This window comes from Cryobacterium sp. W22_MBD10_FK3 (assembly GCF_052113745.1).
Lineage (GTDB): Bacteria > Actinomycetota > Actinomycetes > Actinomycetales > Microbacteriaceae > Cryobacterium.
Genome location: NZ_JBGQOH010000008.1, coordinates 46,210 through 70,962, shown reverse-complemented (window position 1 = coordinate 70,962; position 24,753 = coordinate 46,210). Strand labels below are relative to the sequence as shown.

Sequence of the window (24,753 nt, the reverse complement as noted above, 5' to 3'; positions counted from 1 at the left end):
CTACGGAGTCGGGCTGCCTGGGCCTGACTCGGTGCGGGACACGGCCCGATCGTCGGTGCCGGCCCCGGCCGACTGCCAGAGTTCGTTCTGCAGCAGCAATGCCAGCTCGCGCAGCAGCACGACGTCGACGCCCTCCTCGGTTCGGGGGTTCTGGTCGTACACGCACAGCGCCCCGATGCGTTCTCCGGAGGGCGACTCGATGGGGAACCCGGCGTAGAAGCGCAACCGCGGAGCGGAGACCACCAGCGGGTTGTCCTTGAAGCGCTCGTCGAGCAGCGCGTCAGGGATCACCAGCGCGGCAGGTTCCAGCACCGTGATCGTGCAGAACGAGCTGCTGCGGGGAATCTCGGCGACCCCGAGGCCCACCGTGGACTTGTGCCACTGCCGGTCACCGTCGAGCACAGTGAAGGCCGCGGCGCTGGTACCCAGCGACGAACTGGCCAGCGCCACGATCCGGTCGAAGCGCGCTTCGGGCTCGGTGTCGAGCAGGTTCAGCGCCATCAGTGCCCGGTGCCGCGCGTCCTCGATCTCGTCGGGGGTGCGACTCTGCACCTCGGGTTCCGGCACACCGTCGCTGCGAGGCTGGGGTTCCAGCGAGGTCGCCATCCGGTCGGCCAGCGCATCCGCCCAGACCTCGTAGTCGCTCGCCGACCGAAACCGGCCGGAGGTGGAGACCGGCGTGGTGGGCAGGCGCACATAGGTGAGCCGGTCCACGCCCGCGCACACGTCCGCACTCGCGGCATTGAGCTCCAGGGCCTGGGACCCGGCCATCAGGCCGCACGGGTTGCTGAAGACCGGCAGGGACGCCAACGGCACGATGCCGGCGAGGAAGACCTCGGTGCCGATGGAACTGGACCGCTGAACCTGTTCGACCAGCCGGATCAAGTCCGCGCGCCAGGCGGCGGTCGACGTGAGCCGACCCGCGTCACCGATGCCGAGGGTGAGCACCACGGCGTCGTAGCGCCAGAGGTTGGCAAAGTCGATGTGATCGGGGGCTGAACGCGCCGTCATGCTCGAGCGCGCGACCACGTCGACGTCCGCGCCCCGGCCCGTGCGGGCCGTCAGCGCCCGCGCCAGCGCACCGGGCAGGGCGAGAGTGTGGCTGAGCACACCCCAGCCGACGGCCGGGCCGCCGCCCACGATGAGGATGCGGTCACTGTCGATGCCCGGCGAGTGGGCTTGGGGGGCATCCGTTGGCGACGGGATTCCCACGAAGGTGCGGTCGAGTCCGGCCAGCCACACGCGCATCACGGGGACCATCGTCCAGCGCAGGATTTCGCGCACGTGACCCTCCAACGTGGTGCTGTAGGAACCAGACCGTCACATGCGTACATTGCATACAACTGGCTCTCATCATACGCATCCGCCGGTGTCATAAGATTCTGTAGTGTCCCCTGTTACAGATCCCCTGCGTATTGCCCTCGTTTCCCTGCACACCTCCCCCGGTGCCGAGCCCGGTTCCGGGGACGCCGGTGGCATGAACGTGGTGGTGCGGCACCAGGCCGAAGCCATGGCCGCACTGGGGCACCAGGTGGAGATCCTCACCCGGCGGTCCTCGCCGGAGATGCCTGCCGCCCGACGCCTGGCCGCCGGGGTCACGCTGCGCTACCTCGACGCCGGCCCGCTCCGATCGGTGCCCAAGGGCGACCACGAGGGGTTCATCGACGAGTTCCGCGCGCAGGCCGGCACCCTCGGCCCGTGGGACGTCATCCACTCGCACCACTGGTTCTCCGGCATGGCGATGCTGCCCCTGGCTCGCGAACTCGGCGTGCCACACGTGCAGAGCTTCCACTCCATCGCGGCCGACGAGGCCACCCCGCTGTCGGCCGGCGAACGGCCGGAGTCGGTCGGACGGATGGCCGGCGAAGCCTGGCTGGCCCGGGAATCCGACGCCATCGTCGCGGTCAGCGCCGCCGAAGCCGAGACGGTGATCGATCGCCTCGGCGGGTCCGCGGACCGGGTCACCGTGGTGCTGCCCGGTGTGGACGGCACTCTCTTCCACCCGCTCCGCGCCCCCGCAGCCACAAGGAGTAGCACCGAGCATGGCTACGCGGTGGTCGCCGGCCGGCTGCAACCGCTCAAGGGGCTGGATCTCGCCATCGAAGCACTGGCGGCGGTACCGTCGCACCTCCGGCCGGATCTGGTGATCGCGGGCGACGCCTCCGCCGACTTCACCGGCTACATCGACGAACTCGGCCGGCTCGCCGACCGACACGGCATCGGCGACCGGGTGCGCTTTGTCGGCCCGCGCTCGCGGGTCGACCTCGCCGAACTGTTTCGCGGCGCGCGCGTCGTGTTGGTGCCCTCGCACTCCGAGACCTTCGGGCTGGTGGCCCTGGAGGCCGCGGCCAGCGGCGTGCCCGTGGTTGCCCAGGGCACCGGCGGGCTGCGCGAGGCCGTGCTCGCCGACGACACCGGCCTGGTGATCGAATCGAGGGACCCCCTCGTCTGGGCGGCCGCACTCACCGAGGTGCTCTCTCACCCCGACCTGGCCAGCCGCCTCGCGGCCGCCGCCCGGGCACGGGCGGAATACCTGGACTGGCCCCGCTCCGCCGCCGCCCTGCTCGACGTCTACTGTGCCCTGCTGCCGGTACCGGTCTGCGCGTGAGCCTTCTCGACGGCCAGCGGTCGGTGTTGTTCGTGCACGCGCACCCCGACGACGAGACCATCTCCACCGGCGCGCTGATCGCCGAGTTCGTGGCGCGCGGCAGCAGGGTCTTCCTGCTCACCTGCTCCCGCGGCGAGCGCGGTGAGGTCGTGGCCGGGCCGCTCACGGCCCTGGCCGGCACCGTGGAGCTCGCGCGGGAGCGGGAGCGCGAACTGGACCGCGCCACCGGCATCCTGGGCATCACCGAGAAATTCTGGCTGGGCGAGCCGCCCGCACGCGCCGCCGGTCTGGAGATCCGCCGGTACCGCGACTCCGGCATGGTGTGGATTCGCCCCGGCCTGGCCGGCCCGGCGGACGACGCCGCCGAGGACGCCCTCTCGGTGGCGCCGCTGGCCGAGGTCACCGCAGACATCGCGGCCCTGATCCTGCGGCTGCGGCCATCGCTCGTGGTCAGCTACGACGACGGCGGCGGCTACGGCCATCCCGACCACGTGCGGGCCCACGATGCGGCCCGCGCCGCCAGCTCGGCCACCGGCACCGCCTTCGCCGAGGTGCTCGAGACGCCCGCAGAGGGCGGCGAATGGTTCGACCTACCCGAGCACTTCGACCTGGTGACGGATGCGCTGCGAGCGCACGCGAGCCAGCTCACGGTGCACGGCAGGGAGATCGTACACTCCGGTGGCCAGCGGGAGCCCATCGGCACCTCGGCCGGGCTGCGCGTGCAGCCGCGCCGCGTCACCCCCGGCTGATGCCGGCGCCCTTCCACGCGTCCGCCAACGCCCTCTTCCACACCGAGGTGCGCCAGGTGAGCCGGCTCTCCCCCGGCTTTGTGCGCATCACGCTGGCCGGGGCCCAGCTGAACAGGTTCGCCGCCCACGGCCTGGACCAGCGCATCAAGATTCTGGTGCCATCCGGCCCGTACCCGGCCGTGTTCGGCGACGAGCTGCTGCACGAGTCGGAATGGCGACGGCACTGGCGGGACCTTTCGGCCTCCGACCGGCCGGCGCTCCGCAGCTACACGACCAGCGCGGTGCGCCCCGATCAGCGTGAGGTCGACGTCGACTTCTACGTTCATGCCCGGCCAGGCCCGGCCAGTTCCTGGGCGGAGGCCGCCTCGGTGGGGCAGCGCCTGCTCATCTCCGGGCCGAGCAGCAGGCTGAGCGAGAACCGGCACGGCATCCAGTGGTCGCCGGGCACCGCCACCCGGGTGCTGCTGGCCGGCGACGAAACCGCGTTCCCCGCCATCCGCGGAATCGTCTCGGCGATGCGCCCGATGATCCGGGCCACGATCATCCTGGAAACCGGTGACCCGCTGGATGCGGCCTGGCTCGCCCGGGAGGTGCGGGGCCACACTGTGACAGTGCACCGGCGCGGCGCGGCCGACGGCGGCGGCTCGGCGCTCCGGCGGGCCGTGGCGGCCTGGACCCGCGGTGCGGGGAGCGGCGCGGCCGTGCTGGGCGAAGACTTCTACGCCTGGCTGGCCACGGAAAGCCGCCAGGTGAGTGCGCTGCGCGGCCTGCTGCTCGGTGCCGGGATCGCACCTGCCCAGGTGCATGCGCAGGGATACTGGAACGACCGACCGCGAACTTAGGACAGGCTAAGCTAACCATCGCGAAACTCTTCGCCCTCTCCCCCGTCGAAAGGTCGTCTTCGTGCGCCTGTTCCCCTCACGTCATCGGTCACGCGGTTTCCTCGCCGGGCTGGCCCTGCCCCTCGTGGCGGTGTTCGCCGTCACCGGCTGCACCGCGGCGCCGTCGTCCTCCGCGGGCACCTCCAGTGCTGTGTCGACGGCGGATGCCGGTACTCACCTCGTGGAGCACGCTCGCGGCGAGACCGAGGTTCCGAACGACGTGCAGCGGGTCGTGGTGCTGGAGCCGGTGCAGCTGGACACCACCGTGGCCCTCGGTGTCATCCCGGTGGGCGCGGCAGTGCTGAACGAGGCGGCGGGGGTGCCGGCCTACCTCGGTGACGCCGCGGCCGGGATCGCAACGGTGGGCACGGTGCCCGAACCGTCGATCGAGAAGATCGCGGCTCTGAAGCCCGACCTCATCCTCGGCACGGAGTCGCGCCACTCCGCCCTCTACGACCAGCTCTCGTCCATCGCGCCGACGGTGTTCATGGCCACCCAGACCGACCCCTGGACCGACAATGTGGCCCTGGTGGCCCGCGCGCTCGGCGACGAGGCCGGCGCGGACCAACTGCTCGCGGCCTACGACGACCGCTGCGCCGAGATCGCCGACAGCTATGACACGGCGGGCATGACGGCCCAGTTCGTGCGGCCTCGGGATGGCATCCTCACCCTGTACGGACCCACCTCGTTCGCGGGCAGCACCCTCGAGTGCGCCGGCCTCACCATCCCCGAGCGGGACTGGGAAGAGTCGATCTCGGTGGACATCTCCCCCGAGCGGGTGCTCGAGGCCCAGGCCGACCTGGTCCTCGTCTCGGCGACCGATGTGACCGACGACACCCTGGTACCCGACTCGATCCGCACCAATGCGGCGTCCTTCCCCGGGCTCACCGTCGTGGACCAGTCATTCTGGATCACCGGTGTCGGACCGCTGGGCGGGATGACGGTGCTCGACGACATCGAGAAGATCCTGGCCGGTTCGAAGTAGTCATGGGGGCCATCGTGGTGCCCAGGGTGCGGGCCGGCCGGGGTTCCGGCCGGGCGGCCTGGTTCGGTGCTGCGGTCGTCGCGCTCCTCCTGGCCGTCACCCTCTCGGTGGTCGTCGGCGCCAACCCGATGGCCCCCGGCACGGTGCTGGACACCCTGTTCGGTGGCGGCAGCGCCGAGTCACGGTTCGTCGTCTGGGATCAACGGATGCCGCGCACGGCGGCGGGCGTGGCGGTGGGCGCTGCTCTCGGCGTCGCCGGCGCTCTCATGCAAGCCTTCACCCGCAACCCGCTCGCCGACCCCGGCATTCTGGGTGTCAATGCGGGAGCCGCGTTCTTCGTGGCCGTCGGGATCACCTTTTTCGGGGTGACCAGCCCGCTCGGCTACGTCTGGCTCGCCTGCGCCGGGGCGCTCCTGCTCACCGGCGCGGTCTACGCCATCGGTTCGGCCGGCGGCCAGGCGGCGGGTCCGGTGCGCCTGACCGTGACCGGGGTGGCGATCGGCGCCGTCTTCGGCGGGCTCACCACCGGGCTAGCCCTCACCCACCCCGACGCCTTCGACCGGATGCGTGGCTGGAGCGCCGGCAGCCTGCTGGAACGCGGCTTCGACGTGGTGCTGCCGGTGCTGCCGCTGGTGCTGGTGGGCCTGGCCCTGGCGCTCTGGGCGGCGCCCGGCCTCAACTCGATAGCGCTCGGACCCGACGTGGCCCGGTCCCAGGGCGTCAATGTGCGGCGCATCCAGATTGTCGTTCTCGCGGCCGTGACTCTCCTGGCCGGCAGCGCCACCGCGGTGGCCGGGCCGCTCGTCTTCGTCGGCCTCGTCGTGCCCCACGTGGTGCGGTGGACGCTCGGCACCGACCAACGCCGAATCGTGCTCGGCTCGATGGTGTTGGGGCCCGTGCTCGTGCTGCTCTCCGACGTGCTCGGCCGAGTCGCCGTGCTGCCGAGCGAGATGCCGGTCGGCGTCGTCACCGCCTTCGTGGGAGCCCCGGTGCTGATCCTCCTGGTGCGCCGTCGATCGGCGACGGCGCTGTGACCGATCGCGCCGTGACCGATCGCGCCGCGACCGATCGTGCCGCGACCGATCGTGCTGTGGCCGCCGGAACCGGGCGACCGCTCGACGTCGGCCGGCGGCGCGTCGTGGTGGGCATCCGGGGCCTCACCGTGGTCATCGGGCTGCGTTCGGCCCTGGTCGGGGCCGCCTTCTTCGTGGCCACGCTCGGCTTCGTGCTTCTCGCCCTCACCCTGGGCGACTTCCCGTTGACGCCGGCCGAGGTCGTGGGCGTCGTCACCGGCCAGGTCCACGGCCTGTCGGGCACAGTGGTGCTGGAGTGGCGGTTGCCGCGCGCACTGGCGGCGGTGCTGTTCGGCGCCGCCCTGGCCGTGGCCGGCGGCATCTTCCAGACCGTCGCCCGCAACCCGTTGGCGAGCCCGGACATCATCGGCCTGGCGAACGGCTCCTTCACCGGCATGCTCGTCGCCCTCCTCGCTCTCGGCGGCAGCTGGCCACTGCTCACCGCCGGTTCGCTGATCGGCGGACTGCTCGCGGCCGTGCTGATCTATCTGCTCGCCTACCGGGGCGGGCTGCACGGATTCCGCTTCATCGTGGTGGGCATCGGCATTTCGGCCATGCTCGCCTCGGTCAACACCTGGATGCTGTTGCGGGCGGAACTGGAAACCGCGCTGTTCGCGTCGGCCTGGGGCGCCGGCACCCTGAACAGCGTCACCGCCGCGACGGCGGTTCCGGCCGGCCTCTGTGTCGTGCTGCTGCTCGCGCTGCTCCCCCTGGTCACCCCTGGCATCCGGCAGCTCGACCTGGGCGACGACGTCGCATCCGCCACCGGGGTCGCCGTGGGGCGCGCCAGGCTCGCCGCCATCACCCTCGCCGTGTGCCTGGTGAGCGTGGTGACCGCTGTCGCCGGTCCGATCGCCTTCGTGGCGCTCGCGGCACCCCAGATCACCCGCCGTCTCACCAGATCGCCCGGCATCCCCCTGGTCACGACCGGGGTCGTCGGCGGGGCGCTGCTGCTCGGCTCCGACCTGATCGCCCAGCATGTCATCCCACTGACCGTGCCTGTGGGGGTGGTGACCGTGGTCCTCGGCGGCAGCTACCTCGTCTGGCTCCTCATCCACGAATCCAGGAGGAGAGCATGAGCTCACCAACCGGCCCGGCCCTCGACTCGACGCTCGGTTCACCTCTACAGGCCGGCGGCCTCGGCGTGCGGTACGACCGCCGCAGCGTCATCGACGATCTGGACGTTGTGGTGCCGGCCGGGTCGTTCACCGTGATCATCGGCCCCAATGCCTGCGGCAAATCCACCCTGCTGCGCGCGCTGGCCGGCCTGCTGCCCGCGGCGTCGGGCGCCGTGCTGCTCGACGGCCGGGACATCACGTCGTACTCGGCCAGGGACACGGCACGCCGCCTTGGCCTGTTGCCGCAGGGCGCCGTCTCGCCAGAGGGGATCACCGTGGCCGAGCTGGTCGCGCGCGGCCGCTACGCCCACCAACGCCTGCTCCGCCAGTGGTCCGCGGCCGACGAGGCGGCCGTCACGGATGCGCTTCGGGTCACCAACGTCGCCGACCTGGCGACCCGGCCGGTGGACGAGCTCTCCGGCGGGCAGCGGCAGCGGGTGTGGATCGCCATGGTCCTGGCCCAGCAGACGCCGCTGATCCTGCTCGACGAGCCCACCACCTATCTCGACATCGCACACCAGATCGAGGTGCTCAATCTGCTGCACGACCTCAACGGCCACGGGCGAACCATCGTCGCCGTGCTCCACGATCTCAACCAGGCCGCCCGGTACGCGTCGAACATCATCGCCATGCATGACGGGCGGATCGTCGCCACCGGGCCACCCCGCACGACCATCACCACCGATCTGGTCGCTGAGGTGTTCGGGCTGGCCAACGTCGTCATCAGCGACCCGCTCACGGGCACCCCTCTTGTGGTGCCCACCGACACCCGGCGGCCGCATCCTGTCGCCAGCGGCGGCTGAGCGCCCGGGGCCGAACGAGCGGCTCAGCCGATGATCGAGCCCGCTGCCACCGTCTCCCTCTCCTCGTCACGCCGCGGACTCAGCGCGGCGGAGAGCAACCGGCGCAGCTCGGGCAGCCCGCCCCGGCGGAAGGCCGCACGCTGCCGTGCCGCACCGGTGCCGTCGACCGCCAGCCGCGCCGCCGCCTCCGTCGCCAACTCGACGTCGCCTGAACCCACCAGCTCGGGCTCGAGCATCCGCATGAATCGGCCGAGGCAGTCCTGCGCCGGCGCCAGGCCACCGAACAGCGGATCGAAGACCTGCTGACTCATCCCGTGATGGGCGGAATGCAGAAGGGCGGCCGAGAGCAGTTCGGACGGCATCTCGGCGGACGCGTTCGCCGCGGCGCTCCGCGGCCTGGGCACCCCGAGGGCGTGCGCCACGAACGCCCGGCACAGGGCCGTGATGAACAAGGTGGTCTGCGCGTCGAGCTGCGCGTCGGCCACCCGGAACTCAATGGTGGGCAGGTGCTCAGACAGGCGCACGTCCCACATGATCACGCCAAGGTCGACCGTGCCGCCGATGCCCAGCAGCCTTCTGATCCGCCGGTCGTAGTCCGCGGCGTCGATGAACGCCGGCGGGCAGCCCGAGGTCGTCCACCGGCGCAACAGCACAGTGCGCCAGCTGTCATGCCCGGTGTCCTGCCCCCGCCACAGCGGCGAGTTCGAGGCGATGGCCGTGAAGAGCGGCAACCAGGGTCGCACCGCGTTCAGCACGATCACCCCGGCCTCCCGGCTCGGGATGCCCACGTGCACGTGCAAGCCGCTCACCTGGTGGTCCGCGATCACGGCGTCCATCGTGCGAACGATGCGTTGGTAGCGCTCGGTGTCGGTGATCGAGGGGAACGCCGTCGTGTCGGGCGGGGTGCCGATGCTCGCCACGATCACGCCGAGTGCGGCAGCCTGCTCCGCCACCGCGCGCCGGAATCCGGTCACCGCCCTCTGGGCGTCGGCCATCTCCTCGAACACCGCCGAGGCGTGCTCGATCTGCGAGGCCAGGAATTCACGGTGCGTGACCTCGCGCCATTCGGGCATCGCGGCCAGGCGCTCGAACGCGCGGGCTCCGGCATCCACGGGCAACAGGGTGACCGGATCAAGAAATTGGAACTCCTCTTCGATGCCAAACGTAGCCACGCTGACCTCTTCTGTCGCCGTCGGATCACGACAGTGTGAACCGTCTGCGACGAGTGTGGCCTGCCCCCGCAAGGCGGTCAAGGGTGCGCCGCAGGGGGCGGCGTCGGTGGGCTGAGAAGTCCGGGCCACCCGCGCCGGACGGGTGCACAATGGTCGCGTGCGCGCCGCCCTGGCCGTGCCGGATGGGAGATGGACGGATGTGCAGATGGCTGGCGTACCTCGGGGAATCGCTACGTCCCTCGACGATCGTGCTCGACGCCAAGCACTCGATCGTCGCGCAATCACTGAACTCCCCGCTCGGGGCCGAGACCGTGAACGGCGATGGATTCGGCTTCGGCTGGTATCCCACCGACGCCCCGCACGGTACCGAGCCGGCGCTCTTCCACAGCATCGAACCGGCTTGGAACGACGCGAACCTGAGCGAACTCACCCGGGCGATCACCAGCCCGCTGTTCTTCACCCACGTTCGCGCGGCAACCGCTCCGCCGATCCAGCAGACGAACTGCCATCCGTATCGCTACGAGAACTGGATGTTCATGCACAACGGCGCCATCTCGCGGTGGCGCGAGCTCAGGCGCGACCTGACCATGGCGATCGACCCGTCGCTGTACCCGAACGTGCTCGGCACAACGGACTCCGAGGTGCTTTTCCACCTCGCGCTGACCTACGGTCTCCGCGATGACCCGATCCACGCCATCGGGCGCGCCATCCGCACCGTCGAGTCCATCGGCCAGGACCACGGCGTGCAGTTTCCCTGGCAGGGCACCGTCGCCGTCTCGGACGGCGCCACCCTGTGGGCTTTCCGCTACTCGACCCAGGGACGCACGCGGTCGCTGTTCCACTCGGCGGACATCCGCACACTGCGCCAGATGTACCCCGATCAGGACCGGCTGGCCACCTTCGGCGACAATGCCAAGGTCGTGGTCTCGGAACCGCTCAACGACCTGCCCGGCGCCTTCGTGGAAGTGCCGGAGTCGTCCGCACTCATCCTGGATATGAACGGGTACCGGCATCAGCCCTTCCTGGCCGGCTGAGCGCATCCGCATACACGAAACGCCACCTCGAGGGTGGCGTTTTGTGTTCGCAAACGTGTTGGTGGTCAACAGCGTGTGGCAACAACCAATGGTGGAGATGCGGGGAATTGAACCCCGGTCCATTGCTGTGGTCATGTTTCTTCTACGGGTGTATCCAGTGAAGGCGTTCTACTCGGCTCCGGAACTTGCCACTGGCAGCTGATCCGACGAGCCCAGCCCTCGTTTAAGTCCCCCTATACCCCGAGGCTCAGGATAGGAGCAATCTCTCTAAATGACGTCAGGGTCCGGGTAGAGAGCATTCCCGGTCTGACGGTCTCAATGTGGTTCTACTTAGGCCGCGAGGGCGAAAGCGGAACGCGAGACAGTGCGGTTTGAATTGGCACTTATTGTTTTGCAGAGATCGTTTACGAGATAACCCTGCATCCTCGACCCGCTTCTCACAGTTACGCAGGCAATGTCGAAACCGATCATCCCCATGTTCACGTCGTGTCGATGCGTATCGACGAAGACGCGGTTGTTGTCACACGCTGTTGAATTACCAATCCCGTTTCCAGGACCGCAGTGGCGAACATCTCAGCTCACCACTACGGCCTTTCAGGATACAACACTTTGGGCTCGTCGCCTAAGCCGGGCAACATTGAATAGAACCCACCCCGGGTGCTGATAAATATTCGAATTCGCCTGTGGAAAACTTGACCTATTCTCACACATTTGTTCTATTCGTGAGAGAATGGGGGTATGGACGACGAGCTGGCTCCAGGCTCCACCGCACCGACGGGAACTCGTCCCGCCGGTCCGAATCTCCATGACTGGAACACCGCCCTGGCCGCGCCGGAGCCGCAGGTCGTCGATGAGCTGACCGCTTCCCCGTCGGATGCCGCCAGTCTCGGCGGCACCACCGACACCCAGGGCTCGACGCCCAGTGGCCCCGCGGTGGGTAAGCCGCGGCCGCCGTGGCGGGAGCCGTCGGAGTTGCCGGCGGTGCAGCGGGCGCATACCGGGCCGTTCGGCGAGAAGCTGAAGGTGCTCGATGACGCGGCGGCCATGGTGCAGGCGGTGATGGCGTCCATTGATGTGAATGGGCTCAGCGACGCCGAGGTGGTCGCGTTGACGCAGATGGTGGAGCGGGCGGGCCGGCCGGTGGATGCGGCCCGGGTGAGTACCGCGACGGTGGTCGGGTATCGGTCTAGGCGGATGCTGGGCCGGGAGTCGATGGCCTGGCGGATGGGCGCTCCGCATCAGAACGTGTTGCTGACCCGGTTGACGCTGGCGTCGGTGCCGGAGATGAAACGTCGGATGGCGTTGGGTGAGAAGGTGGCGCCCCGGGTGGCGGGCGGTGCCGTGTTCGAGCCGGTGTTCCCGGTGGTCGCCGCGGCGTTGCGCTCCGGGGAGCTGGGCATCGACGCGGCGGAGACCATCGTCGCCGGCCTGACCGACTACACGGCAACCGGGCGCCTCGACGCCGACCCCGCCCACGTTCAGAAAGCCGAACGCGACCTCGTGGAACAGGCCACCGGGTCCGTCTACGGCCGCACACCCGGCCCCGGCGAGACCGACACCGGGTCGGACGACGACGGAGACGCAGACACTGCCGGCGATCGCGACGGCGACACCGACGGCGACACCGACGCCGACACCGGCACTGATGCCGATGCTGACGCCGATGGTGATCGCGAGGCCGTCACCGAGTTCACCGGGCCGATCGGCCGCCTGGGCGAATCTCGCGGGTTCACCTATCCGGCGGATGAGATCCGCAAACTGGCGGTGCGTTGGCAGGCCGTGCTGAACCCGGACGGACTCGCCCCGAACGCGCCCACCGTCGAAGCGAAATCCACGTTCTCGTTCGGCCCCTGCAAAGACGGCCTGCACCCCCTGCGCGGCGGAGTAACGCCGGAGCTGAAAGGGGTGATGCAGAACCTGTTCAACACGTTCCAGTCCGCCCGGTCCGCGCCCTCGTTCCCGTCCGTGGACGAGCAGCAGCGCATCGAAGCCGGCGAGCTGGTGCCCGGCGAGCTGATCGACGAACGCACCGGCGGCGAGAAGCGCGCCGACATTCTCCGCGGCATCCTGGTGCAGGTCGCCCAAGACCCCCGCACCCCGACGATGGGCGGCATGCCACCCACGGTGATGGTGCACGTGAACGCCACCGACCTGCTCAACCAGGCCGGGGTGGGCTGGATCGATGGGGTCGACGAACCGATCTCGATGACCACGATCACCCAGCTGATCGACAACGGTGGCATGCAGCCGCTGTTCTTCGGCACCAACGGTGCCGTCCTCGGTTTGGGGTCCAAGGAACGCTGCTTCACCCCCAAACAACGCAAAGCGATCACGGCCCGGGACGGCGGTTGCATCATCCCGGGCTGCGACTGCCCACCGCAATGGACCGAAGTGCACCACGTCACACCCTGGCACTCAGGCGGCGACACCCATGTGAACAACGGGGTGCTGCTGTGTTGGTATCACCACCACACCATCACCAGTGGCGGCGGGTGGAAGATCCGCATGGTCGCCGGCATGCCGCAGGTGAAAGCACCACACTGGGTTGACCCGACCGGCGCTTGGCGGCCACCGAACCAGCACCGGGCCCACGACCCCCGCACCCGAAGAACCGACGAGTAGCAGCGGGGTGCACGGATGACGCTCGGGTCAGGCTGGTGCGTGTTGCGTGGTCCCAGTGTTGCGTGGTCCCAGTGTTGCGTGGGCTTCCGCTAGTCGCCCAGGTTGCGGCGGGCGGAGATAGCCCGGTCGGACTCGCGCTTGTCCTGGCGTTCACGCAGGGTCTGACGCTTGTCGAATTCCTTCTTACCCTTGGCTACTGCGATCTCGACCTTGGCCTTGCCGTCACTGAAATAGATCTTCAGCGGAATGAGGGTGTAGCCACCCTCCTTGGTCTTATGGCTGATCTTGATAATCTCCTGCTTGTGCAGCAGCAGCTTGCGCTTACGGCGCGGCGGGTGGTTCGTCCAGGTACCGGCGGTGTACTCCGGAATATGCACGGCATCCAGCCACGCCTCGCCGGACTCGATGAATGCGTAGCCGTCGACGAGGGACGCCCGCCCGGCACGCAATGACTTCACCTCGGTGCCGCTGAGCACCATTCCGGCCTCGTACGTGTCCTCGATGAGGTAATCGTGGCGCGCCTTGCGATTGGTCGCGACGACCTTCTCGCCTTTTTCCCTGGGCACGGCATTCTCCTCGATCGGTTCGGTGATTCGGCCAGGCATCCGCCGGGCAGCCCATCAGTCTAGTGGTAGTCATCCCACAGCTGGCGCTGCCCGGATCGGATCAGACCTTCAGATAGCGGGTGATCGCGAAGTTGGCCGACGCGGCGGCCAGCGCAGCGCCGAGCACCAGCAGAATGGGCACCACGGTGAACGCATCGTCCAGGCCCACCAGGGCGAACCCGGTCAGGCTGGCGCCCAGATAGCCCTGCACGAAGTAGTGCACGATCGCCACGATCGCACCACCGGCCAACAGCGAACCGAGCAGGGCCGCGAACACACCCTCGAGGATGAACGGCGTTTGAATGAACCGGTTCGACGCCCCCACCAGCCGCATGATGCCCAGCTCCTTGCGTCTGGAGAACGCGGAAAGCCGGATGGTCGTGGCAATCAAGAGAGCCGCCGCCACGAGCATCAGCGACGCGATGCCGATGGCCGTGTAACTGGCCACGTTCAGCACCGAGAAGATCTGGTCGAGGTACTTGCGCTGATCGGCCACGTTCTCGACACCGGCGACACCGGACAGGCTCTCCACCAGAACGTCGGAGTCCTCAGGGTTGTTGAGGTTCACCCAGAAGGTCTGATTCAGCTGGTCGGCAGTCACATAGTCGGCGACCGGGTTGCCGGCGAACTGCGTCTTGAAGTTCTCGAACGCCTGCTCGTGCGTCTCGAAGTAGTACTTGTCCACGAAGGTCGCCAGGGTCGGGGACTCCAGCTGAGCTTCCACCGAGTCGATCTGCTCCTGGGTCGCCTCTCCTGCCGTGCAGGTCTCCCCCGGCGAGATGGCGGTGCACATGTAGATGCCCACCTGCGCACGGTCGTACCAGAAGTTCTTCATCTGGCCGATCTGCATCTGCATCAGGATCGCCGCGCCCACGAAGGTGAGCGAGATAAACGTGACCAGAACGACGGAAACGACCATTGAGGCGTTGCGGCGGAGGCCATTGGATGCTTCGGAAAGCACAAGTCCGAGTCTCATCGGGTGGGTCCTACGTTCTGCTCACTGGTGGGGTCGGCCTTTTCGCCCGGAGCCCGCAGGCCGAGCTTCTCGGCCAGCGTGAGCTGTTCTGGTTCGTCGTGCTGGGTGACCGGGAGCACCGGCCTGGTCATGGTGGACGTCGGCTGGTCGACCGGCGGCTCCGTGCTGGGCTCGACAGGTTCCGGCTGGTCCGGTTCGGACTGCTGGGCCACCACCGGCGCGGGCTGGCCGGGAGCCACCGGGGCCGGCGGGGCCAGCGGTGCAGCCAGCGGGGCAGGTGGTGCCGGCGCGAACGCGAGCGCCGGTACCGGCTCATCGCGCTCGATCGGCGCGGGGTCGGCCGTCGGCGCCGCGGGCGGAGCCGTGTTCACCGCTACTGCAGCGGCCTCGACCTCGGCGGTTGCCACCTCCTGGGGCAGCACCTCCGTCGAGGGGTAGGTGAGCGGCTCGGCGGGGGCGGCGGTCGTGGTCGGCATGCGGGACGACCTGGACGCGGCCCGTTCGCCCGGAGCCAGCACCATGGGGATGGCCGCCGTGGCGTAACCGCCCTGGCGCTCGTCGCGCACGATCTGGCCGGCGGAGAGTTCGATCACGCGGCGCTTCATCTTGTCGACGATGCCCGCCTCGTGTGTGGCCATGATCACCGTGGTGCCACCGGCATTGATCCGGGCCAGCAGCGACATGATCTCGGCGCTGGTGGTCGGGTCGAGGTTTCCGGTCGGCTCGTCGGCGAGAACGATCTGCGGTTTGTTCACGATCGCGCGGGCGATCGCCACGCGCTGCTGCTCACCACCGGAGAGTTCGTGCGGCAGACGCTGCGCCTTTTCGGCCAGGCCCACCATCTGCAGGGTGTCCGGCACGGCCTCCTGGATGTACCCACGGGACTTGCCGATGACCTGCAGGCTGAACGCGACGTTGTCGTAGACGGTCTTGTTCGGCAGTAGGCGGAAGTCCTGGAAGACCACCCCGAGGTTGCGGCGGAAGTACGGCACCTTGCGGTTGGAGATGGAGCGCAGGTCCTGGCCGAGCACGTGAATGCTTCCGCTGGACGGCTTCTCCTCCTTCAACATCAGGCGAAGGCAGCTGGACTTACCCGAGCCCGAAGCCCCGACCAGGAAGACAAATTCGCCGCGAAGAATCTCGACGTCGATTGAGTTCAGGGCCGGTCGGTTCGTACCGGGATATTTCTTGGTGATGTGATCAAATCGGATCATGGCGTTTCGAGCCTAGGCAGCCATCCGTGATTTACCTACTTGCGACATGCCTCAACCAGCAACTCGACAGGTTTGTGCCGCCCTAGTCGGTGGGCGTCTTGCGCCAGCGGATGCCCGCGGCGATGAAGCCGTCGAGGTCACCGTCGAACACGTTGGACGGGTTGTTCACCTCATACTCGGTGCGCAGGTCCTTGACCATTTGGTAGGGCGCGAGCACGTAGCTGCGCATCTGGTCGCCCCAGCTGGCGGTGATGATGCCGGCGAATTCCTTCTTGGTGGCCGCCTCCTGCTCGCGCTGCAGCAGCAGCAGCCGGGACGCCAGCACCCGCATGGCCGCGGCGCGGTTCTGGATCTGGCTCTTCTCGTTCTGGCAGCTCACCACCAGTCCGGTGGGCAGGTGGGTGATCCGCACGGCGGAGTCGGTGGTGTTCACCGACTGGCCGCCCGGGCCGCTGGAACGGAACACGTCGACGCGGATGTCATTGTCGGGGATCTCCACGGCCTCGGCCTGCTCGATGAGCGGCACCACCTCGACCGCGGCGAACGACGTCTGACGCTTACCCGCCGAGTTGAACGGGCTCATCCGCACCAGACGGTGCGTGCCGGCCTCGACGCTCAGCGTGCCGAAGGCGTAGGGAGCGTTCACCTCGAAGGTGGCCGACTTGATGCCGGCCTCTTCGGCGTAGCTCACGTCGAGCACGTTGGTGGTGTAATCGTGCTGCTCGGCCCAGCGCAGGTACATGCGCAGCAGCATCTCGGCGAAGTCCGCGGCATCGACGCCACCGGCGCCGGCGCGGATGGTGATCACGGCGGGGTTCGGGTCGAACTCACCGTTCAGCAGGGTGTGCACCTCGAGGTCGCCGAGCACCTTCTGCACGCTCTTCAGCTCGGCGGTCGCCTCGTCGGCCGACTCCTGGTCGCCCTCCGCGTTGGCCAGCTCAACGAGCACCTCGAGGTCATCGAGACGCGACTCGATGCTCTCGATGCGCTTGAGCTCGCTCTGGCGGTGGCTGAGTTCGCTGGTCACCTTCTGGGCGTGCTCGGAGTCGTTCCACAGGTCGGGGGCACCCGCCTGGTCGTTCAGCTCGGCAATGTCCAGCTTCAGCCTGTCGATGTCGATCACCGACCGGATGTCGTCAAACGTGGCCCGCAGCGCGGCGATCTGCTCAGAGAAATCCAGCTCAATCATTGTGGAATCCAGCCTACCGGGCCCACCCGCGTGAACACCGGTGTTGGGCCTGGCGGTAGCATCGATCCGATGAGTACCGAGCGCCCCTTCAGTCTCCGGGGAGTCGCTCTGGCCGCGTTCCTGCCCACTCTGCTGTTCTCGATCGGCGAAGGCGCGATGATTCCGCTCATCCCGCTGGTGGCCGACAGTCTCGGCGCGTCCCTGGCAATGGCCGGGTTCATCGCCGCCATGGTGATGGTCGGTGAACTCGTCGGCGACATCCCCAGCGGCGCCGTGGTCTCGCGCATCGGCGAACGCAACTCGATGATCGGGGCCTCACTCCTGGCGATCGTCGCCGTGCTGGTCTGCATCATCGCCCCCAACCCGATGATCCTCACCGTCGGCATCTTCCTGATCGGCCTGGCCACCGCCGTCTTCGCCCTGGCCCGCCACGCGTTCATGACCAGCTACGTGCCCGTGGCCTACCGGGCCAGGGCGCTCTCCACCCTCGGCGGGGTCTTCCGCGCCGGTTGGTTCGTGGGCCCGTTCATCGCGGCAGGGGTCATCCACCTCACCGGCAGCACCACGGCCGTGTTCTGGGTCTTCATCGTCTGCTGCGCGGCCGCCGCCCTGGTGCTGCTGTTACTGCCGGACCCCGCCAGCACGTTCGCCGCCGCCCAGGTCGGTGCCAAGGCCGGCAGCACGGTACGCACCGCCGGTGAGGAGGAGGCCGCGGCCGAGACCGCCGGCCTGTTCGCGACCATCTGGCGCTACCGGGGCGTGCTGCTGCGGCTCGGCAGCGGCGCCGGCCTCGTCGGCGCCATGCGGGCCACCCGCACGGTGCTGCTGCCGCTCTGGGCCGTCAGCATCGGGATCAACGAACCCGACACCGCCCTGATCATCGGCATCGCCGGCGGCATCGACTTCGCGCTGTTCTACGCCAGCGGCCAGATCATGGACCGGTTCGGCCGCATGTGGACCGCGATTCCGTCGATGATCGGGCTGGGCATCGGCATGCTCGTCCTCGCGTTCACCCACGACCTGCCCGCCAACGCGGCCTGGTTCATCGCCGTGGCCATGTTCCTGTCGCTGGCCAACGGCATCGGCAGCGGCCTGTTGATGACCCTCGGCGCCGACCTGGCACCGCCGAGCGGTCCGGCACCGTTCCTCGGCGCCTGGCGCTTCACCGCCGACTTCGGCAGTGCCGCCGCTCCCCTGGCCGTCGCCGGCATGACGGCCGTGTTGTCGCTGTCGGTGGCCAGTGCTGTGATGGGTGTGGTGGGCCTGGTCGGCGCCGGCGTGCTCTGGCGCTATATTCCGCGGTACGCGCCGCGGCACCCCCGTTTTGCCCCAACCGACCCCATCCCATCGATAGATAGGTAACCGACATGCCCCTGCACGGCGAATACGATCCCAGCCCCGAGAAGTGGGTGCGCGACCAGGTCGAACTCTACGAGACCTCCGGCGGAACCAAGGGCACCACCCTGCGCGGCATGCCCGTGATCGTGCTGAGCACCCTCGGCGCGAAGTCCGGCAAGATCCGCAAGGCCCCGCTGATGCGGGTCGAGCACGACGGTCGCTACGCCGCGGTCGCGTCTCTGGGCGGCAGCCCGAAGAACCCGGTCTGGTACGCCAATGTCGCCGCACATCCGCTCGTCGAGGTGCAGGACGGCCCGTCGCGGCAGGACATGACCGCCCGGGAGATCACCGGGGAGGAGAAGGATCTCTGGTGGGAACGCGCCGTGGCCGCCTATCCCCCGTACGCCGACTACCAGAAGAAGACCGACCGCGTCATCCCCGTGTTCCTGCTCGAGCCCCTTTCCTAGTGGCGCGTTCCAAGAAGCGCGGCCCGCAGCTCGATCGAATCGTGCTCGACAACCTGCTCGACAACGACGGCGTGCTGGTCGGCCGCGGTGACGACAGGGAGGCCGAGCGGTTCACCCGGGTGGACTTCTCCGGCCGCGACCTCACCAGCACGAGCTTCATCGAGTGTGAGCTGCACTCCGTGGACTTCAACACCACGGCGCTCCGCGGCACGAGCTGGTCGGAGTGCATCGCCACCGAACTGCACGCGGCGGTGTTCAGCGCGCCCCGCTCGAGCTGGCGCGACGTGCGTATCGAGCACTCCAGGCTCGGCTCGGTGGAGATGTACGACGCCAACCTGCGCAGCGTGCAGATCGACGGCTCCAAGCTCGACTTCGTGAATCTGCGAAACGCCACGCTCACCGATGTGCTGCTCAGCAATTGCATCATCGACGAATTGGACCTCTCCAGCGCCGTCGTGCAACGGCTGGAACTGCGCGACTGCCGCATCGGCACCCTCGACGTGGCGGGCGCCCGCCTCACCGACGTCGACCTGCGCTCCACCGACTTCTCGGCCATCCACAGCCTCGAGGGCCTCAAGGGCGCGACCATCGACGACGCTCAGTTGTCGATGCTCGCGCCGCTGCTGGCCGCGCACCTCGGCATCCTGGTGGAGTAGCCGGGCGCGCGGCCCACGGGTCAGGCTAGAGCCACTTCTCGGCGAGGTGCTCGGCGACGACGCGGCGGATGGTGCCGCTCTTGCCGCGCAGCACGATCGACTCGGTGCGGATCTTCGGGCCCATCTTGCGCACCCCGCCGACCAGCTGGCCGTCGGTGACGCCGGTGGCCACGAAGTAGGTGTTGTCGCTGGTGACCAGGTCGTTCACGCCCAGAATACGGTCGAGGTCGTGGCCGGCGTCGATGGCCTTCTGGGCCTCCTCGTCGTCCTTGGGGTGCAGCTTGGCCTGGATGAATCCGCCCAGGGCCTTCAGCGCACAGGCTGTGATGATGCCCTCCGGGGTGCCGCCGATGCCCACGCACATGTCGATGCGGGTCTCGGTCAGGGCCGCGTTGATGCCGCCGGCCACGTCGCCGTCGAGCATCAGCCGGGTGCCGGCGCCGGCGGCGCGCACCTCCTCGATCAGGCCGGTGTGGCGGGGGCGGTCGAGGATGGCGATGGTCATGTCCGCCACGTCCTTGCCCTTGGCCTTGGCCAGGGCCCGGATGTTCTCGCCGATCGGCTGGCGCAGGTCCACAACACCGTGGCCCTCCCATCCGGTGACGATCTTGTCCATGTAGAAGACCGCGCTGGGGTCGTACATGCTGCCGCGGTCGGCGACGGCGATCATGCTCAGCGCGTTCTGGCGGCCGTTGGCGGTGAGTGAGGTGCCGTCGATCGGGTCCACAGCGATGTCGCAGGACGGCCCGCGGCCGCTGCCGACATGCTCCCCGTTGTAGAGCATCGGTGCGTCATCCTTCTCGCCCTCGCCGATGACGACAACGCCGTCGAAATCGACCGTGCCGAGGAACTTGCGCATCGCGTCGACGGCGGCGCCGTCCGCGGCGTTCTTGTCACCCCGACCGATGAAGGGCACCGCGCGGATGGCGGCGGCTTCGGTGGCCCGCACCAACTCCATGCCGAGGTTGCGGTCGGGGTGCAGATACAGGGAAGCGTGTTCGGTATTCACCATGTGTTGTTGTCCTTCGAGGTCGTATGTGGGTTGCTGAGGGACGTAGCCGGGAGACGTCGCCGGTACGGCCCCAGCTTACCCAGCGCCCTCGAAGCGGGACCTTATACCCCACAGTGCCCCGAGCGCTCACACAGCAGCCCTCGCTACACTTGACGGACAACCCCGCTCGATTTCGAGGAGAAGCAATGCCCATCGCAACCCCAGACCAATACGCCGAAATGCTGAACAAGGCCAAGTCGAAGGGGTTCGCGTACCCCGCATTCAACGTTTCCTCCTCGCAGTCGATCAACGCCGTACTCCAGGGCCTGACCGAAGCCGGCTCAGACGGCATCATCCAGGTCACCACCGGAGGCGCCGACTACTTCGCCGGTCACACCGTCAAGAACCGCGCCGCCGGCGCCCTCGCGTTCGCCAAGTTCGCGCACGCCGTTGCTGACAACTACCCCGTCACCGTGGCCCTGCACACCGACCACTGCCCCAAGGGCGCGCTGGACGACTTCGTCCTGCCCCTCATCTCGGCCTCCGAGACCGCTGTGGCCGACGGCTTCAACCCGATCTTCCAGTCGCACATGTGGGACGGCTCCGCCATCGCGCTCGACGAGAACCTCGAGATCGCCAAGGGCATCATCGCCCGCACCAAGGCGATCAACGCCATCCTCGAGGTCGAGATCGGCGCCGTCGGCGGCGAAGAAGACGGCGTTGAGGGCGACATCAACGACAACCTGTACACCACCTTCGACGACACCGTCAAGATGATCGAGGCCCTCGGCCTCGGCGACCAGGGCCGCTACATGGCCGCCCTCACCTTCGGCAACGTGCACGGCGTCTACAAGCCCGGCAACGTCAAGCTGCGTCCGGAGCTCCTCGCGGAGATCCAGGCCAGCGTCGCCGCCAAGTACGGCACCAGCGCCCTGCCCCTCGACCTCGTCTTCCACGGTGGCTCCGGCTCGACCGACGCCGAGATCGCTGAGGCCGTGAAGAACGGTGTCGTGAAGATGAACGTCGACACCGACACCCAGTACGCGTTCACGCGCGCCATCGCCGACTACATGCTGAAGAACTACGACGGCGTGCTCAAGGTCGACGGTGAAGTGGGCAACAAGAAGCTCTACGACCCGCGCGCCTGGGGCAAGGTTGCCGAGACGGCCATGGCCGCCCGCGTCGCCCAGGCCACCCGTCAGCTGGGCTCCGCCGGACACTCGAACAGCTAGCGACTGACGATGGCAGAGAACACGCCCGACCAGAACCACGCGGCGGTCACCCCGCCGGTGGACTACCGCCCCCAGCCCCGCTACGGCGAGCTGGCTCCGGAAGGTTGGACCTGGACCCCGCCGCAGGATGAACAGGCTCCTGCGGCCTCTGCCGTCGTGTCCGCTGCTGCGCCGGCGGTGTGGGGATCGGCCGAGAGGCCGTTCTCCCCGCCGCCGGTTCAGGCAGCATCCGGCAACACAGCAAAAAATGGCACCGCACCGGCGCGCACAGCACCGGGTTGGGACCGCCCGCTCACCATCAGCCTTCTGGTGCTGGGCCTGCTCGGCACCTACTTCACGATCTCCGTGCTCGGCTCCCTGCCCGACGCACTGCAGATGCTCTACTCGCAGGCCGGACTCGGCGGCTACAGCACGGCCGACTCCGTTCGCGCGATCATCACCGGCGGCAGCATCGGCCAGGGCATCGTCTGGCTGGCCACGGCCGTCGTGTCGATCCTGCTCGTTCTGCGCGGCCGGCGCGCGTTCTACGTGCCGCTCATCGGCGGCGTCGTCTCCTTCGTGCTGCTGGTCGCGGCCGTCGCCGTCGTGCTGTCGGGCGACCCGGCGTTGCTCGAGTACCTCAGCCGGCCCTAGCCGACCGAGGCTGTCGAGCAAGCCAAGCAGGCCGAGCTACTCGGGCCGGCTGACCCGTCCGCCGAGAGCGCGCGCGTCGGTCTTGCCCTGCAGGTCCTTGCGCAGTTCCTTGGGCAGCGAGAAGAGCAGGTCCTCCTCGGCGGTCTTGATCTGCTCGACGTCGCCGTATCCGGCGCCGGCCAGGTCGCGCAACAGCTCTTCAACGAGCTCTTCGGGCACGGATGCGCCGCTGGTGACACCGACGGTGTTCACGCCGTCGAGCCACTCCTGCTTCACTTCGTTGGCGTAGTCCACCCGATAGGCGGCCTTCGCGCCGTACTCCAGCGCCACCTCGACCAGGCGCACCGAGTTGGACGAGTTCGCCGACCCCACCACGATCACCAGGTCGGAATCGCGGGCGACCTTCTTGATGGCCACCTGACGGTTCTGGGTGGCGTAGCAGATGTCGTCGCTGGGCGGATCCTGCAGGTTGGGGAACCTGGCGCGGAGTCGCCGAACCGTCTCCATGGTTTCGTCAACGCTCAGGGTGGTCTGCGACAGCCAGACCACCTTGTTCGGGTCTCTGACCACGATGGTGTCGGCTTCGTCGGGGCTGCCGACCAGGGTCGTGTGCTCGGGCGCTTCACCCGCGGTGCCCTCGACCTCTTCGTGGCCTTCGTGGCCGATCAGCAAGATCTCGAAGTCGTCCCGGGCAAAACGCACCGCCTCGCGGTGCACCTTGGTGACCAGCGGGCAGGTGGCGTCGATGGCCTGAAGCCCACGGTCGGCGGCGGCGTTCACCACGGCCGGCGAGACGCCGTGGGCGCTGAACACGATGTGCGAACCGGTGGGAACCTCATCCACCTCTTCGACGAAGATGGCGCCCTGCTTCTCGAGTTCGCTCACCACGTGGGTGTTGTGCACGATCTGCTTGCGCACGTAGACGGGGGCGCCGTACAGCTCCAGGGCCTTCTCCACGGCGATGACGGCGCGGTCGACACCGGCGCAGTAGCCCCGCGGCGCTGCGAGCAGCACCTTTTTCAGCCCATCCACCGGGGTATCCTTGAGCCTGTTGGCGAGCCGGGGAATTCTGGGCATGCCAAGGCCGATCACGGGCGCATTAGTACTGGTAGTCACCCGAACAGTCTAAGCGGGCGCGTCTGAACAGAGCGTGCGAGCCGGAAGTAGACCAGGAGACCCATGAACGCAGTGACGATGCCCGCCGCGGGCGACGAACCCCCCACCATCGACGCTCCCTGGCCGGTGGCGGTGCTCTCGAACAAGATCCGCGGCTACATCGAACGGCTCGGCACCGCCTGGGTCGAGGGTGAGATCGTGCAGTGGGGTGCCAGCGGCGGCAACGTCTACGGCAAGCTCAAAGACCTCTCCGTCGACGCCACCGTGAGCTTCACAGTGTGGTCATCGGTGAAAGCCCGCCTGACCGGCGACTTCAAACAGGGCGATCGAGTCATCGCCCTGGTCAAGCCCAACTACTGGGTCAAGGGCGGCAGCCTCACCATGCAGGTCTTCGAACTGCGCCACGTGGGGCTGGGCGATCTGCTCGAACGTCTGGAGCGGTTGCGCGGCCAGCTCAAGGCCGAGGGCCTCTTCGACGTCTCCCGCAAACGACCGCTGCCGTTCCTGCCGCACCGCATCGGCCTGGTCACCGGCAAGGATTCCGACGCCGAGAAAGACGTGCTGCGGAACGCCCAGCTGCGCTGGCCCGCCGTTGACTTCAGAGTGGTGCACGCCGCCGTGCAGGGTGACCGGATGGTCGGCGAGGTCACCGCGGCCATCCGTCAGCTGGATGCCGACCCCGACGTCGACGTCATCATCGTCGCCCGAGGCGGCGGCGACTTCCAGAACCTGCTCGGCTTCAGCGACGAGGGGCTCGTGCGGGCGGTCGCCGCCTGCACCACCCCTGTGGTCAGCGCGATCGGCCACGAGGCCGACCGGCCGCTGCTCGACGACGTCGCCGACCTCCGCGCCTCCACCCCCACCGACGCGGCCAAGCGGGTGGTCCCCGACGTCTCCGATGAGCTCAACCGGGTGCAGCAGGCCAGGGCGCGCCTGGGCAACCGGCTCACCGGCATCCTCGCCGGCGAGGTCGACAGGCTCGGTCAGCTCCGCAGCCGGCCGGTGCTCAGCGGTTCAGACTGGATCATCGACACCCGCTCGCAGGACCTCACCCGTTACGTAGCGCGCGGCACCGAGCTGATGCACCGCACCCTCGAACGCGCGGGCTCCAGCGTCGTGGAACTGCGCTCCCAGCTGCGCGCGCTCTCTCCCCAGGGCACCTTGGACCGCGGCTACGCCATCGTGCAGCTGCCCGACGGCCACGTGCTGCGCTCGCGCGACCAGGCGCCGGCCGGCACCGACCTGCTGATCACAGTGGGCGTCGGCACCGTGCCCGCGGTCGCGAAATAGA

23 protein-coding genes and 1 other RNA gene are annotated in these 24,753 nt (G+C 68.5%); 15 read left to right on the top strand and 9 right to left on the bottom strand.

The window, feature by feature from the left end; all coding sequences use genetic code 11:
- Window positions 1-1,284, bottom strand: coding sequence for a GAF domain-containing protein (locus ACEN2M_RS10175; protein ID WP_441648004.1), 1,284 nt, complete (start codon window positions 1,282-1,284; stop codon window positions 1-3).
- Window positions 1,285-1,387: 103 nt separating this feature from the next.
- On the opposite strand from ACEN2M_RS10175, the gene ACEN2M_RS10170 reads away from it, so the two are divergent.
- The 7 genes from ACEN2M_RS10170 (at window position 1,388) to ACEN2M_RS10140 (ending at window position 8,217) form a co-directional block, all read left to right on the top strand.
- The gene (locus tag ACEN2M_RS10170) at window positions 1,388-2,608 is read left to right on the top strand and encodes a glycosyltransferase (protein WP_441648003.1); all 1,221 of its coding nucleotides are present in this window, start codon (window positions 1,388-1,390) and stop codon (window positions 2,606-2,608) included.
- Entirely contained in the window at window positions 2,605-3,357 is a 753-nt protein-coding gene (locus tag ACEN2M_RS10165; protein WP_441648002.1) for a PIG-L family deacetylase, read from the top strand. The genes ACEN2M_RS10170 and ACEN2M_RS10165 overlap by 4 nt, the downstream gene beginning before the upstream one ends.
- Window positions 3,357-4,199 (top strand): siderophore-interacting protein, encoded by an 843-nt coding sequence (locus ACEN2M_RS10160; protein WP_441648001.1) that lies wholly within the window; start codon window positions 3,357-3,359, stop codon window positions 4,197-4,199. Before ACEN2M_RS10165 ends, ACEN2M_RS10160 begins: the two co-directional genes overlap by 1 nt.
- 61 nt (window positions 4,200-4,260) lie before the next feature.
- The gene (locus ACEN2M_RS10155) at window positions 4,261-5,223 is read left to right on the top strand and encodes an ABC transporter substrate-binding protein (protein WP_441648000.1); all 963 of its coding nucleotides are present in this window, start codon (window positions 4,261-4,263) and stop codon (window positions 5,221-5,223) included.
- 2 nt (window positions 5,224-5,225) lie between these two features.
- On the top strand, window positions 5,226-6,257 hold the full coding sequence (locus ACEN2M_RS10150; RefSeq protein ID WP_441647999.1) for a FecCD family ABC transporter permease: 1,032 nt from the start codon (window positions 5,226-5,228) through the stop codon (window positions 6,255-6,257).
- Between the two features lie 11 nt (window positions 6,258-6,268).
- Entirely contained in the window at window positions 6,269-7,375 is a 1,107-nt protein-coding gene (locus tag ACEN2M_RS10145; protein WP_441647998.1) for a FecCD family ABC transporter permease, read from the top strand.
- The gene (locus ACEN2M_RS10140) at window positions 7,372-8,217 is read left to right on the top strand and encodes an ABC transporter ATP-binding protein (protein ID WP_441647997.1); all 846 of its coding nucleotides are present in this window, start codon (window positions 7,372-7,374) and stop codon (window positions 8,215-8,217) included. Before ACEN2M_RS10145 ends, ACEN2M_RS10140 begins: the two co-directional genes overlap by 4 nt.
- A gap of 23 nt (window positions 8,218-8,240) precedes the next feature.
- Here ACEN2M_RS10140 and ACEN2M_RS10135 read toward each other — a convergent pair whose 3' ends face one another.
- Complete coding sequence (locus ACEN2M_RS10135; protein WP_441647996.1) at window positions 8,241-9,389, bottom strand: carboxylate-amine ligase; 1,149 nt, start codon at window positions 9,387-9,389, stop codon at window positions 8,241-8,243.
- A 197-nt stretch (window positions 9,390-9,586) separates the two neighbouring features.
- On the opposite strand from ACEN2M_RS10135, the gene ACEN2M_RS10130 reads away from it, so the two are divergent.
- Complete coding sequence (locus tag ACEN2M_RS10130) at window positions 9,587-10,423, top strand: class II glutamine amidotransferase (RefSeq protein WP_441647995.1); 837 nt, start codon at window positions 9,587-9,589, stop codon at window positions 10,421-10,423.
- Between the two features lie 89 nt (window positions 10,424-10,512).
- Here the strand turns inward: ACEN2M_RS10130 and ssrA are convergent.
- Window positions 10,513-10,898, bottom strand: a transfer-messenger RNA (tmRNA) gene (ssrA, locus tag ACEN2M_RS10125).
- A gap of 263 nt (window positions 10,899-11,161) precedes the next feature.
- Here ssrA and ACEN2M_RS10120 point away from each other — a divergent pair.
- Window positions 11,162-13,045 carry a DUF222 domain-containing protein gene (locus ACEN2M_RS10120; RefSeq protein WP_441647994.1) on the top strand — a complete coding sequence of 628 codons (1,884 nt, stop codon included), beginning with the start codon at window positions 11,162-11,164 and terminating at the stop codon, window positions 13,043-13,045.
- Between the two features lie 89 nt (window positions 13,046-13,134).
- Here the strand turns inward: ACEN2M_RS10120 and smpB are convergent, their stop codons facing one another.
- The 4 genes from smpB to prfB all read right to left on the bottom strand — a co-directional run bounded on the left by smpB (window position 13,135) and on the right by prfB (window position 17,029).
- Window positions 13,135-13,611, bottom strand: coding sequence for an SsrA-binding protein SmpB (smpB, locus tag ACEN2M_RS10115; RefSeq protein WP_066599783.1), 477 nt, complete (start codon window positions 13,609-13,611; stop codon window positions 13,135-13,137).
- A gap of 100 nt (window positions 13,612-13,711) precedes the next feature.
- Window positions 13,712-14,626: a permease-like cell division protein FtsX gene (gene ftsX / locus ACEN2M_RS10110; protein ID WP_441647993.1), complete on the bottom strand. Its 915-nt coding sequence runs from the start codon at window positions 14,624-14,626 to the stop codon at window positions 13,712-13,714.
- Window positions 14,623-15,840, bottom strand: a complete 1,218-nt coding sequence (gene ftsE, locus ACEN2M_RS10105; RefSeq protein WP_441647992.1) for a cell division ATP-binding protein FtsE — start codon at window positions 15,838-15,840, stop codon at window positions 14,623-14,625. The genes ftsX and ftsE overlap by 4 nt, the downstream gene beginning before the upstream one ends.
- 82 nt (window positions 15,841-15,922) lie before the next feature.
- Entirely contained in the window at window positions 15,923-17,029 is a 1,107-nt protein-coding gene (gene prfB / locus ACEN2M_RS10100; protein WP_441647991.1) for a peptide chain release factor 2, read from the bottom strand.
- A gap of 69 nt (window positions 17,030-17,098) precedes the next feature.
- Between prfB and ACEN2M_RS10095 the strand changes: the two genes are divergently transcribed.
- Genes ACEN2M_RS10095 through ACEN2M_RS10085 form a run of 3 tightly spaced genes read left to right on the top strand, consistent with a single transcriptional unit; the run spans window position 17,099 to window position 19,490 of the window.
- On the top strand, window positions 17,099-18,391 hold the full coding sequence (locus ACEN2M_RS10095) for an MFS transporter (RefSeq protein ID WP_441647990.1): 1,293 nt from the start codon (window positions 17,099-17,101) through the stop codon (window positions 18,389-18,391).
- Between the two features lie 5 nt (window positions 18,392-18,396).
- Entirely contained in the window at window positions 18,397-18,834 is a 438-nt protein-coding gene (locus ACEN2M_RS10090; protein WP_441647989.1) for a nitroreductase family deazaflavin-dependent oxidoreductase, read from the top strand.
- Window positions 18,834-19,490, top strand: a complete 657-nt coding sequence (locus ACEN2M_RS10085; RefSeq protein WP_441647988.1) for a pentapeptide repeat-containing protein — start codon at window positions 18,834-18,836, stop codon at window positions 19,488-19,490. The genes ACEN2M_RS10090 and ACEN2M_RS10085 overlap by 1 nt, the downstream gene beginning before the upstream one ends.
- Before the next feature lie 25 nt (window positions 19,491-19,515).
- Here ACEN2M_RS10085 and glpX read toward each other — a convergent pair whose 3' ends face one another.
- Entirely contained in the window at window positions 19,516-20,502 is a 987-nt protein-coding gene (gene glpX, locus ACEN2M_RS10080) for a class II fructose-bisphosphatase (RefSeq protein WP_441647987.1), read from the bottom strand.
- A 185-nt stretch (window positions 20,503-20,687) separates the two neighbouring features.
- On the opposite strand from glpX, the gene fbaA reads away from it, so the two are divergent.
- Window positions 20,688-21,713 (top strand): class II fructose-bisphosphate aldolase, encoded by a 1,026-nt coding sequence (gene fbaA / locus ACEN2M_RS10075; protein WP_441647986.1) that lies wholly within the window; start codon window positions 20,688-20,690, stop codon window positions 21,711-21,713.
- Between the two features lie 9 nt (window positions 21,714-21,722).
- Window positions 21,723-22,346, top strand: a complete 624-nt coding sequence (locus ACEN2M_RS10070; RefSeq protein ID WP_441647985.1) for a DUF6264 family protein — start codon at window positions 21,723-21,725, stop codon at window positions 22,344-22,346.
- Between the two features lie 36 nt (window positions 22,347-22,382).
- Here the strand turns inward: ACEN2M_RS10070 and ACEN2M_RS10065 are convergent, their stop codons facing one another.
- Window positions 22,383-23,423: a 4-hydroxy-3-methylbut-2-enyl diphosphate reductase gene (locus ACEN2M_RS10065; RefSeq protein WP_441648084.1), complete on the bottom strand. Its 1,041-nt coding sequence runs from the start codon at window positions 23,421-23,423 to the stop codon at window positions 22,383-22,385.
- A gap of 102 nt (window positions 23,424-23,525) precedes the next feature.
- On the opposite strand from ACEN2M_RS10065, the gene xseA reads away from it, so the two are divergent.
- Window positions 23,526-24,752: an exodeoxyribonuclease VII large subunit gene (gene xseA / locus ACEN2M_RS10060; protein ID WP_441647984.1), complete on the top strand. Its 1,227-nt coding sequence runs from the start codon at window positions 23,526-23,528 to the stop codon at window positions 24,750-24,752.
- Window position 24,753: the final 1 nt, after the last annotated feature.

Bases quoted from the DNA above. Each gene is read 5' to 3' on its own strand.
- prfB (WP_441647991.1), bottom strand. From the start codon at position 17,029: ATGATTGAGCTGGATTTCTCTGAGCAGATCGCCGCGCTGCGGGCCACG.
- ACEN2M_RS10065 (WP_441648084.1), bottom strand. From the start codon at position 23,423: ATGCCCAGAATTCCCCGGCTCGCCAACAGGCTCAAGGATACCCCGGTG.
- ftsX (WP_441647993.1), bottom strand. From the start codon at position 14,626: ATGAGACTCGGACTTGTGCTTTCCGAAGCATCCAATGGCCTCCGCCGC.
- ACEN2M_RS10120 (WP_441647994.1), top strand. From the start codon at position 11,162: ATGGACGACGAGCTGGCTCCAGGCTCCACCGCACCGACGGGAACTCGT.
- xseA (WP_441647984.1), top strand. From the start codon at position 23,526: ATGAACGCAGTGACGATGCCCGCCGCGGGCGACGAACCCCCCACCATC.
- ftsE (WP_441647992.1), bottom strand. From the start codon at position 15,840: ATGATCCGATTTGATCACATCACCAAGAAATATCCCGGTACGAACCGA.
- ACEN2M_RS10095 (WP_441647990.1), top strand. From the start codon at position 17,099: ATGAGTACCGAGCGCCCCTTCAGTCTCCGGGGAGTCGCTCTGGCCGCG.
- glpX (WP_441647987.1), bottom strand. From the start codon at position 20,502: ATGGTGAATACCGAACACGCTTCCCTGTATCTGCACCCCGACCGCAAC.
- ACEN2M_RS10090 (WP_441647989.1), top strand. From the start codon at position 18,397: ATGCCCCTGCACGGCGAATACGATCCCAGCCCCGAGAAGTGGGTGCGC.
- ACEN2M_RS10070 (WP_441647985.1), top strand. From the start codon at position 21,723: ATGGCAGAGAACACGCCCGACCAGAACCACGCGGCGGTCACCCCGCCG.
- ACEN2M_RS10140 (WP_441647997.1), top strand. From the start codon at position 7,372: ATGAGCTCACCAACCGGCCCGGCCCTCGACTCGACGCTCGGTTCACCT.
- ACEN2M_RS10160 (WP_441648001.1), top strand. From the start codon at position 3,357: ATGCCGGCGCCCTTCCACGCGTCCGCCAACGCCCTCTTCCACACCGAG.
- ACEN2M_RS10130 (WP_441647995.1), top strand. From the start codon at position 9,587: ATGTGCAGATGGCTGGCGTACCTCGGGGAATCGCTACGTCCCTCGACG.
- ACEN2M_RS10150 (WP_441647999.1), top strand. From the start codon at position 5,226: ATGGGGGCCATCGTGGTGCCCAGGGTGCGGGCCGGCCGGGGTTCCGGC.
- fbaA (WP_441647986.1), top strand. From the start codon at position 20,688: ATGCCCATCGCAACCCCAGACCAATACGCCGAAATGCTGAACAAGGCC.